Source organism: Manganibacter manganicus (assembly GCF_002075885.1).
GTDB classification, from domain to species: Bacteria; Pseudomonadota; Alphaproteobacteria; order Rhizobiales; family Rhizobiaceae; genus Mesorhizobium; species Mesorhizobium manganicum.
Map to the genome: position 1 here is coordinate 183,206 of NZ_MDET01000056.1, position 9,152 is coordinate 192,357.

12 protein-coding genes are annotated in these 9,152 nt (G+C 60.9%); 5 read left to right on the forward strand and 7 right to left on the reverse strand.

Going from position 1 to position 9,152, the window contains the following annotated elements:
* Positions 1-12: 12 nt before the first annotated feature.
* Complete coding sequence (locus tag BFN67_RS21320) at positions 13-969, reverse strand: sugar-binding transcriptional regulator (RefSeq protein ID WP_080921456.1); 957 nt, start codon at positions 967-969, stop codon at positions 13-15.
* 197 nt (positions 970-1,166) lie between these two features.
* Between BFN67_RS21320 and BFN67_RS21325 the strand changes: the two genes are divergently transcribed.
* Positions 1,167-1,799: an HAD family hydrolase gene (locus BFN67_RS21325; RefSeq protein ID WP_080921485.1), complete on the forward strand. Its 633-nt coding sequence runs from the start codon at positions 1,167-1,169 to the stop codon at positions 1,797-1,799.
* A 22-nt stretch (positions 1,800-1,821) separates the two neighbouring features.
* Here BFN67_RS21325 and BFN67_RS21330 read toward each other — a convergent pair whose 3' ends face one another.
* Positions 1,822-2,586, reverse strand: a complete 765-nt coding sequence (locus BFN67_RS21330; RefSeq protein ID WP_080921486.1) for a class II aldolase and adducin N-terminal domain-containing protein — start codon at positions 2,584-2,586, stop codon at positions 1,822-1,824.
* A gap of 77 nt (positions 2,587-2,663) precedes the next feature.
* Complete coding sequence (locus tag BFN67_RS21335; RefSeq protein ID WP_080921457.1) at positions 2,664-3,254, reverse strand: hypothetical protein; 591 nt, start codon at positions 3,252-3,254, stop codon at positions 2,664-2,666.
* A 166-nt stretch (positions 3,255-3,420) separates the two neighbouring features.
* Between BFN67_RS21335 and BFN67_RS21340 the strand changes: the two genes are divergently transcribed.
* Both BFN67_RS21340 and BFN67_RS21345 read left to right on the forward strand, forming a co-directional pair.
* On the forward strand, positions 3,421-3,798 hold the full coding sequence (locus BFN67_RS21340) for a hypothetical protein (RefSeq protein WP_080921487.1): 378 nt from the start codon (positions 3,421-3,423) through the stop codon (positions 3,796-3,798).
* Between the two features lie 124 nt (positions 3,799-3,922).
* Positions 3,923-4,426: a hypothetical protein gene (locus BFN67_RS21345; RefSeq protein WP_080921458.1), complete on the forward strand. Its 504-nt coding sequence runs from the start codon at positions 3,923-3,925 to the stop codon at positions 4,424-4,426.
* A gap of 86 nt (positions 4,427-4,512) precedes the next feature.
* Here the strand turns inward: BFN67_RS21345 and BFN67_RS21350 are convergent, their stop codons facing one another.
* Entirely contained in the window at positions 4,513-5,133 is a 621-nt protein-coding gene (locus BFN67_RS21350) for a L,D-transpeptidase (RefSeq protein WP_080921459.1), read from the reverse strand.
* 220 nt (positions 5,134-5,353) lie between these two features.
* On the opposite strand from BFN67_RS21350, the gene cueR reads away from it, so the two are divergent.
* The gene (gene cueR / locus BFN67_RS21355; RefSeq protein WP_080921488.1) at positions 5,354-5,776 is read left to right on the forward strand and encodes a Cu(I)-responsive transcriptional regulator; all 423 of its coding nucleotides are present in this window, start codon (positions 5,354-5,356) and stop codon (positions 5,774-5,776) included.
* Positions 5,777-5,836: 60 nt separating this feature from the next.
* Complete coding sequence (locus BFN67_RS21360; RefSeq protein ID WP_080921460.1) at positions 5,837-6,337, forward strand: MmcB family DNA repair protein; 501 nt, start codon at positions 5,837-5,839, stop codon at positions 6,335-6,337.
* An 80-nt stretch (positions 6,338-6,417) separates the two neighbouring features.
* Here BFN67_RS21360 and BFN67_RS21365 read toward each other — a convergent pair whose 3' ends face one another.
* The 3 genes from BFN67_RS21365 to BFN67_RS21375 form a co-directional block, all read right to left on the reverse strand.
* A complete protein-coding gene (locus BFN67_RS21365) occupies positions 6,418-6,981 on the reverse strand; it encodes an ActR/PrrA/RegA family redox response regulator transcription factor (protein WP_080921489.1) in 564 nt (187 codons plus the stop codon).
* Positions 6,982-7,066: 85 nt separating this feature from the next.
* A complete protein-coding gene (locus BFN67_RS21370; protein WP_080921461.1) occupies positions 7,067-8,392 on the reverse strand; it encodes an ActS/PrrB/RegB family redox-sensitive histidine kinase in 1,326 nt (441 codons plus the stop codon).
* A gap of 53 nt (positions 8,393-8,445) precedes the next feature.
* A protein-coding gene (locus BFN67_RS21375; RefSeq protein WP_139789220.1) for an IS5 family transposase occupies positions 8,446-9,152 on the reverse strand; the annotation gives its coding sequence in 2 pieces (ribosomal slippage) (positions 8,446-8,867 and positions 8,867-9,152; 708 coding nt annotated over the 2 pieces). This gene is flagged as partial in the annotation.

Here is a 9,152-nt window from a genome sequence, read left to right on the forward strand (position 1 = left end):
CAGATCGATGCGTCAAGCTGAAAGCAGGCCTGCCGCCGTGCGTTCGTCGGTTATAAGCCCGTTGACGAGCCGCCGGTTGATGGCCGCCAGAATGCCCGGCAGCTTGCGTTCGCCCATGGCAAGCGCCACGACCAGCGATTTCTCGCGCGACGGCAGCGGCGCCGAAGAAACGCGATCATTGGTAAGCCCCTCGATCATCCTTCCCTCGCGGTCGAATGCCCAGCCGAGAATCTCGGCGACAGCGCCTGCCTTCTGCAATGCCTTGAGGTCCGCTTCGGACAGGAAGCCGTCTTCATAGAGCGGCGCGCTCGGCCCGAGGTCACCAATGCCGACAAAGGTGATGTCGGCGCGCGCGGCCAGATCCAGCGTCGGCTGAATCATTGGCTGGCCGAGCAGCATTTCGCGCTCCCGAGGCGAGGATGCGAGAACCGGCAGCGGCATCGGGAAAGAACGCGCCTTTATGCGATCGGCCATGGTGAAGATGACATTGTAGTATGCCGCCGAGCCATCGGGCGAGATATTGCCGGTCAACGACACCACCTTGTGCTGCGGACATTCCATCGGAGGCAGTTGCTCGATCGCCGCCTTCAACGTGCGCCCGGTACCTATGCCCAGCACAATCGGCTCCGGCGAACGAAGGCGGCGCTCGATCTCGGCGGCCGCCGCTTCCGCGATGCCGATCGTGGTGGAATTCGAGGTGGGGTCGCTCGGCACGACTTCGATGAGATCGAGCGCGAAGCGCAATTTGAGACGCGCCGCAAGATCCAGGCAATTGGCGATCGGGTGATCGACTCGCACCTTGATGAGACCTTCCGAAACGGCGAGCGAGACCAGGCGCTGCGCTGTCTGGCGCGAAATGCCGAGCGTAGTGGCGATCTGATCCTGCGTATTGCCGGCGACATAATAGAGCCAGCCGGCGCGCGCGGCGTCGTCGAGCCTGGTGGCACCGCTCTCCTGTCGCGAATTCATACTGCTCCTCACCAGTCACGTCCTGTCGGTCGTGCCCACTGATGCATCATTACAGGGTTTAGCCGCCAGAGCAATTATCTATTTAAAGAGCAATTACTCGATAACGACCCGCGTGCATGGCCGTCATGCAAGAGGTATGCTTTCAGACGGCGGCCATTCGGGGTATGAGGACGGACAGGATTGAGAAAGGGACGCGCATGACGCCGAAGGCGGTCTTCTGGGACATGGACGGGACGCTTACCGACAGCGAACCGCTGCACGATATCGCATTGGCGACCGCCTTGCGCAGCCTCGGCATCACGCCGCCCGCCGACCTGCACGAGCGCGTCCTGGGCGTGGCGGCATGGCCGGTCTACGAAATGCTGCGCCAGGATTGCGGGCTGGACCTGCCGTTCGATGACTGGATCCAGCGCAAATACGACCATTACCTGCCACTGACCAAGGGGCTCATGCCGCGCCTTGGCGCCATCGAAATCTTCAAGGAGTTGCGTGCCCGCGGCGTGGCACAGGCGGTCGTGTCCAATTCCGACCGGCTGATCGTCGATGCCAATCTCAACGCCGTCGGCCTTTCCTATCCGGGTATGCACACGATCAGCCGCAACGATGTGCGCGAAGGCAAGCCGAGTGCCGAGCCCTTCCTGCGCGCCGCCTGGCTGGCCGATGTCGACCCCAGCGATTGCGTGGCCATCGACGACAGCCGGACCGGCGCGTCGGCCGGCCTGGCCGCCGGAATGAAGACGATCTTCTGGCCCGAACGGCCAATGGAAGGACCGCCGGGCGCCGTCAACCTGAACACGATCGAGGAATTGCGGGCGGAACTCGGCCTATAAAGCGGCCGAACCCATAGCGGCCTTAGTTACGGTAAGCCGGCTCCTGCTCGTCCAATATGGCTTTCAACTCCGAAAGGTGCCGCTCGGCCTGGCCGGGATAGTCTTCCTGTTCCCTGGCCGCCTTCTCGGCAATCTCGGGCGAGAGCATGCGCAACGGCCGGCCGGTCCACAACGCCTTGATATAAGTCTCGGCGGCGCGCTCGAAATAAAACATGCGGTTGAATGCATCGGCTACATCGTCGCCGATGACGAGAACGCCGTGATTGCCCATCACCATCACCTTGTTCTTCGGGTCGGCGAGAAGGGCCGAGCAGCGCTCGCCCTCCTCCTCGAAAGCGAGGCCGCCATAATGGCCGTCGACGACATGGCGATTGTAGAAGATCGCCGTGTTCTGATCGATCGGCGGCAAGGTGGAATCGGCCAACGAGGCCAGCACCGTGGCATGGATCGAATGCACATGCATGACGCAGCGCGCATGCGGGACATTGCGGTGGATGGCGCCATGCAGGCCCCACGCGGTCGGATCGGGAGCATTGGGGCCACAAAGCGTGTCCGGATCGTTGGCGTCGATCAACAACAGGTCGCTCGCCTTGATGCGCGAGAAATGCACCTGGTTCGGGTTCATCAAAAAGCGGGTTCCGTCGTCGTTCACGGCCAACGAGAAATGATTGGCAACCGCCTCGTGCATGTTGAGTCGGGCGGTCCAGCGAAAGGCGCAGGCCAGATCGACGCGCTCGTCGTAGAAAGGCAGGTTGGTCAGGGTTTCCTTGAGCCGGGTGACACTCATCCGCAAATCCTCCGTTTTGCCGAGCATGACGCGGTCGCATCATGACCGCAACCGGTTTCGATTGGTACAGGAAGTCGTCACGCGATCGTATCGAAATGCCGCAGGATGAAGAAGACCTGATAAATCAGTGCGAACGTGACGAAAGCGATATGGAAGCGGCGGTCCCGGATCAGGATGGCGGCAATGCACAGCGCGATGAAGAGTGGACTGCGCAGCAGATATTCCGTCCCGAGATTGGCAAAATGCGCCTTGCCTTTCAACAATGTGTCAACAATGTCGAGCCCATAGGTCAGGCCAAGCAGGCCGAAAAACCAGGCACGGCGCGCATAGAAAAAATCCTCGTAGCCCTGATAGTCGAGCATACTGTCGGGAAACAGCAACGCGGCAAGCAGGAACAGGATCACGGCATAACCAAGCAGAAACAGATACTTGCCGAAGGTCCAGTGTTCAATGTGGAACAGGCCGAATTGCCACCACCAGAAATGCGCAAGCAGCAGCAGGATCGAGGCAACCCATGCGAGATGCACCGGATAGAGCGGATATTGCTTGGGGTGCTGGACAATACGCGCCACTCCCGACAACAATCGGGTCACGCCAAGGCCGACGATCATGCCCATGACGATGCGAAGATGCGGGAAGATATCGTGAGCGAGAGCTTGCTGTTCCATGGTCCCGAACGGCTCGACTGAGTCGGCCCACTTTACCGCCACCTTATCGTCACGCAATGACCCACCTGCAGACAGTCTCTCGACTCATTTGCCTTGTTGGGTGCCGAAATTGGGGGTGACAGCTTCGATGCGCGAGGGCGATCGAAGCAATGGAAAGGGACGATCCATGCGAAAGACACTGATCCTTGCCGCCGCTGCGACGATGACGATGATGACGGCCGCCGCCAACGCACAGCAGCAGCCGGCTGCGCCGACATCGCCAACTCCGGCCACGCCCGCACCCGCGACGCCTGGGGCGCCGACCATCCGCGCCGTCAACATCGTCGATATCGAAAAACTGCCGAAAGAAACGCAGAATCAGGTGAACGACGCGGTTGCGCAACGCGGCGAGGCGGGCATGAAAGAATTGCGCGGCTCCATCGACGCGACGCCCGAGCTCGCATCGGCCTTGAAGGAGAAGGGCTTGACATCGCAAGACGTCATCGTCGCCAGCCTCGATGAGAGGGGCGTGTTGACGCTTGTGACACGCAAGAAAGCCGGCTGATTGACGCTTTGGTATCTGGAATTGTATGTCGGTTCGGTGCGCAGCCGAGCCGACTTGCTGCATCGGAGCGCAACCTTTCGCCAAGCGGGCGGTTCTGTGTCGAGGCATGCAAAGGATTAGCGATATGTTCACCAGCGCCATCATGAAAGATCCACGAGACCGCTGGCTGCACGCCGTCGCGGCGCTCGCCTTCGTGTCGGCTCTGGTGCCGGGGCTCTCGCTGCAAGCACAAAGCCTCGACAATCCCGACACTATCGATGCCATCGTCGGATCGCCAATTCAGGAAGAAGAACGCACCGCAGCCAACAACGAAGACAGGATTATCGCGGCCATAGAGAAGGCGCCTGAAAGTGCGGCGCTGGTGCGCAAGACCACAAATGTCGACAAGGTCGATATCGTCTTCCTGGCCGATTCGACGGCCATGAAGGGCGGATTGCCTGCGCCCATCGAGAAGGTCGCAGCCGAACACAAGGACGAACTCACCGCGTTGCGCAATGAGGTCGAGGGCAACGCGATCCTCTATCATGCCATCAATTCCCGGCATGTACTGATGCGCGACATCGTCGCCGTCGAATTCAACGATCCACGCAATGTCATTGTCTATGCCGCGGCCAAGCCGACCGACTGAACCAATTCACGAAACAAAAAACCGGACTGTAAAGTCCGGTTTTTCGTCAGGTCGTCCTACGTTGCCCGGACGGTCCGCTTACATCTTCAAAGCACGATAACCTTGGCACCAATCTCGACGCGATTGTAGAGATCGATGATATCCTGATTCATCAACCGGATACAACCTGAAGAGACATTCCTGCCGATCGATTTCCATTCCGGGTTGCCGTGCAGGCGATAACCCGTATCGCCGTGCTTGTTGAACAGATAAAGAGCACGCGCGCCGAGGGGATTGGTCAGGCCCGGCGGCATGCCTCCTCTCCATTTGGCCAGTTCCGGCTGGCGCTTGATCATCGGCGCGGGCGGCGTCCAGGTCGGCCACTCGCGCTTCATCGCAATGCGCGCCGTGCCGTGCCAGCCAAAGCCCTCACGTCCGACACCGACGCCGTAGCGCATGGCCTTGCCATCAGGCATGACGAAATAAAGAAACTTGTTGGCCGGATCGACGACGACGGTGCCGGGCTTTTCGGCGGTATCGTAACGAACAATCTGGCGATGATACTTTCGCGGAATCTTCTGGATCGGAATACGTGGCAGTTGATAACCCGCATCCGTGACCGCACCATAGTCGTTGGTGAAAATACGCGTCGTGCCGATGGAACTGCAACCGGCTAAGGCCGTCGCCAGCGCAAGCCCGGCGGCGATGATAAATGGCTTTAATCGCATGAAACGCCCAAGTCCCCGTTCTTCCGGCACGATTCGGCCGCTTTTTCGCCGTTATTCATGCTGGCATTTCCGTTGCTTGCCAAGCCGGCGATACCTATATGCGGCGCGGACCGCGCCGGTAAGGTTGCATCTATGGCATTTCGGCAACAGGTTTCACGAGATTGTGAAGCAGAATCAACAAGCTTCAATGGCCCGTAGCCGTTTCGAGGAGAAGCAGATCATGAATGTCGGTGCCGCCGCCCGCCGTTCCGGACTTCCCGCCAAGACGGTGCGCTACTATGAGGAGATCGGCCTGATCCGGCCAGATCGAGCCGAGAACGGCTATCGCGCCTATTCCAACGAGGATGTACATCGCCTGCTTTTCCTGGCACGCGCCCGCAAACTCGGCTTTTCCATCGATGACTGCCGCCAACTGATGGCGCTTTATCGAGACCATACTCGCGCCAGCCAGGACGTGCGCGCCATCGCCTCCGCCCATGTCGCGGCCATAGAGGAAAAAGTACGCGAATTGCAGTCGATGCGCGCCACGCTTCAAAAACTCATCCACGCGTGCCACGGGGACGAGCGGCCGGACTGTCCGATTCTGGAAGAGATGGCCGGCAATAGCGAGGATATGGATACCAAACCGACACTGGACGGCTAAATACGTCGCCAAAGACCTTGCGTGGGTTCAAACCGTGAACAAAATCTGGCATGGTGCGGCATGCCTATCGTTTCGCCGATTCTCGCCAACCCGCTGATCGACGGTCGTCAGTCCGAACGGGCTATGTTGGTTCGGCGTGGCGTGCAACGGTTGCTGTCACAGATGGGCGCGCACATCCTGCCCGAACTGTCACTGGCCACCGGCAGGCGCGCAGATCTCGTGGTGCTGACCAGACAGGGCGACATCTGGATCATCGAGATCAAGTCCTCGGTCGAGGATTTCAAGGCCGACCGCAAATGGCCGGAATACAGGCTGCATTGCGACCGTTTTTTCTTCGCCACACATCCCGGCGTACCGGCGGAAATCTTTCCCCAGGAATGCGGATTCATTCTCTCCGACGGCTATGGAGCCGAGATGATGCGCGAAGCGCCGGAGCATCGGCTGGCGACGGCAACCCGCAAGGCGCTGATGCTGCGGATCGCCCGTGCCGGCGCGGCGAGATTGTTGGCCGCCGAACTGGCCGGCGTGCAGGTGGAAGCGGTCGAGGGAGAGAGCGAGTAGATACAGCAGTCGGCAGTCGGCAGTCGGCAGTCGGCAGTCGGAAAACAGATCGCGCCCCGGAGTGCCGGTTGCCATTTTCCTCAGCGCGGTGCGCGCTTTGCCAGAATGCGTTGCAATGTGCGCCGGTGCATGTTGAGCCGGCGCGCGGTTTCCGAGACGTTGCGATCGCACATTTCATAGACGCGCTGGATATGTTCCCAACGCACACGGTCCGCCGACATCGGATTTTCCGGCGGCGCCGCACGTTCGCCGGCGGTGCGGGTAAGCGCCGCGAAAACGTCGTCCGCATCGGCCGGTTTCGACAAATAGTCCACCGCCCCGAGTTTCACCGCCGTGACGGCGGTGGCGATGTTGCCATAGCCAGTGAGGATGACGGTACGCGCATCATCCCGCTTTTCGCGAATGGCAGCCACGACATCCAGGCCATTGCCGTCGCCAAGCCGCATATCGACCACGGCATAGGCCGGGGGATTGGCGCGGGCCTTGCCAACAGCTTCCTCGACGCTTTCAGCCGTCTCGACCGCAAAGCCACGGGTTTCCATAGCGCGCGCCAGCCGGGTCAGGAACGGCCTGTCGTCATCCACGATCAGAAGCGAGGTGTCCTCGCCTGTCACAACGGAGCCGCTGCCTTCTTCGCCGTTCATGATGTTCCTGTCCTTATTGGCATATTTTCCTTGCAATATAGGTGTTGAATGCCGCTGTCCAACTCCCAGTCCGTGGCTCCTGCGCTTACGCCCTGTCGAACATGGTGGCGACAGCGGATTCAGGATTGAGGAAGATGGCGCGTGGCCAAACCATTTCGATCACCGCACCGCGCGCCGGATCGGTGGAATTCCGAAATATCAATGCCGCCCCCGAACGCTCCAGCAGCGTCTTGGCAATGAACAGGCCAAGACCAAGGCCGCCGCCGGGCTCGGCGCCGTGACGGGTGGATACATAAGGTTCGCCGATGCGGTCGATGACTTCGGCGGGAAAGCCCGGTCCGTCATCGATGATCGACAGCTTCACCGCCTCGTCGTTCCAACTCCAGCCGATCGTAACGCTCTCATGAGCGAAATCGACCGCGTTCTCGACCAGATTGCCGATGCCGTAGATGACGCCGGGATTGCGGCGGCCGACCGGCTCCGGCCCGACACATTCACCGGGGCTGAGCTTGATTGAAATGCCGAAATCGCGATGCGGGGCGATGACCTCCTCGACCAGCGAGGTCAGCGGCAGACGCGCCATATGCGCTTCGCCCTCGCTCGACAGGCTGGTCAGGCGTTTCAGGATCTCGCGGCACCGCTCGCTCTGCGAACGCAGGAGAGTTATGTCCTCGCCGTAACGCGGATCGGTGCCGAGTGCCTTTTCCATCTCCTTGGCGACCAGCGTAATCGTGGCGAGCGGCGTGCCGAGTTCATGAGCGGCGGCGGCGGCGAGCCCGTCGAGCGCGGAAAGGTGCTGCTCACGTTGCAGGACCAGTTCGGTGGCGGCGAGCGCATTGGCCAGCAGGCGCGCCTCCTGCGCCACCCGGAATGCGTAGATGCCAGTGAAGGCGATGGAGGACAGGACCGCCATCCAGATGCCGCCGACATAGATGAACGGCATGGCAATTTCGGCACCATCGTACCAGGGCAGCGGCCAATGCACGAAGGCAAGCAAGGTCGCGCCAGCCATCACCAAAACACCGAGCGCCGCGGTGAGCCGCAGCGGCAGCGAGGTCGCGGATATGACGACAGGCACCGTCATCAAAAGCGCGAAGGGATTGGTCAGGCCGCCGGTCATGAACAACAGGCCGGCGAGTTGGAGACTGTCGAAGGTGAGAATGCCCATTGCCGCCAATGGCGGCAGCCGATGTGCGGCCGGATAACGAAAGGCCAGCACCAGATTGAGCCAGGCCGAGCAGGCGATCAAGACGAAGCAGAGACTGACCGGCAGCGGAAAATGCAGCCCGTAAGCAACGACGATTACGGCGATGCTCTGGCCGACAATGGCGAGCCAGCGCAGCCGAAGCAGCGTGTTGAGGCGCAGCCTGTGGCTCTGCTGCAAATCGGGCGAGCCCAGAATCTTTTCCATGTCTTCGCCTTTACAGCGGTGTGCGCAAAGGCGCTAGGCTCAGGACTCATTGATTATATCCAGAAGATGACGGCTGCTGCGATGCAGATTGCCGAGAAGAAGGTGTGTGCGCACCGGTCGTATCGGGTTGCGATGCGGCGCCAGTCCTTGAGCTTGGCGAACAGGTTCTCAACCTTGTGGCGCTGGCGATAGAGTGCCTTGTCGTAGGCGTATGGGACCTTGCGGCTGCGGCTCGACGGAATGCAGGGTTTGATGCCGCGTGCTTCGAGTTCGGTCCGGAACCAGGCGCTGTCGTAGCCGCGATCGGCGATCAGGTGTGAAGCGCTCGGCAAGGCGTCGAGCACCATGCGGGCGCCCTTGTGGTCGCTCATCTGGCCTTCCGACAAAAGCAGGATGATCGGCCGGCCTTCACCGTCGCAGACGGTGTGGAGCTTGGAGTTCAGCCCACCCTTGGTTCGCCCGATACGACGGGGAACATCCCCCTTTTGAGCAGGCTCGCCGCCGTGCGATGAGCCTTCAGATGCGTCGCGTCGATCATGATGCGCTCGGGTTTCGGTCCTTCTCCGGCAAGCCCTGCGAAGATACGGTCGAACACGCCCATCAGACTCCAGCGGATGAAACGGTTGTAGAGCGTCTTGTGCGGGCCGTAGCCAGCCGGCGCATCCTTCCACTGCAGCCCGTTGCGGATCACGTAGACGATGCCGCTCACCACCCGCCGGTCGTCAACCCTCGGCACCCCGTGCGACAGCGGGAAGAATGG

Excerpts from the sequence above, each read along its gene's own strand:
- BFN67_RS21320 (WP_080921456.1), bottom strand. The coding sequence starts at position 969 with ATGAATTCGCGACAGGAGAGCGGTGCCACCAGGCTCGACGACGCCGCG.
- BFN67_RS21325 (WP_080921485.1), top strand. The coding sequence starts at position 1,167 with ATGACGCCGAAGGCGGTCTTCTGGGACATGGACGGGACGCTTACCGAC.
- BFN67_RS21330 (WP_080921486.1), bottom strand. The coding sequence starts at position 2,586 with ATGAGTGTCACCCGGCTCAAGGAAACCCTGACCAACCTGCCTTTCTAC.
- BFN67_RS21335 (WP_080921457.1), bottom strand. The coding sequence starts at position 3,254 with ATGGAACAGCAAGCTCTCGCTCACGATATCTTCCCGCATCTTCGCATC.
- BFN67_RS21340 (WP_080921487.1), top strand. The coding sequence starts at position 3,421 with ATGCGAAAGACACTGATCCTTGCCGCCGCTGCGACGATGACGATGATG.
- BFN67_RS21345 (WP_080921458.1), top strand. The coding sequence starts at position 3,923 with ATGTTCACCAGCGCCATCATGAAAGATCCACGAGACCGCTGGCTGCAC.
- BFN67_RS21350 (WP_080921459.1), bottom strand. The coding sequence starts at position 5,133 with ATGCGATTAAAGCCATTTATCATCGCCGCCGGGCTTGCGCTGGCGACG.
- cueR (WP_080921488.1), top strand. The coding sequence starts at position 5,354 with ATGAATGTCGGTGCCGCCGCCCGCCGTTCCGGACTTCCCGCCAAGACG.
- BFN67_RS21360 (WP_080921460.1), top strand. The coding sequence starts at position 5,837 with ATGCCTATCGTTTCGCCGATTCTCGCCAACCCGCTGATCGACGGTCGT.
- BFN67_RS21365 (WP_080921489.1), bottom strand. The coding sequence starts at position 6,981 with ATGAACGGCGAAGAAGGCAGCGGCTCCGTTGTGACAGGCGAGGACACC.
- BFN67_RS21370 (WP_080921461.1), bottom strand. The coding sequence starts at position 8,392 with ATGGAAAAGATTCTGGGCTCGCCCGATTTGCAGCAGAGCCACAGGCTG.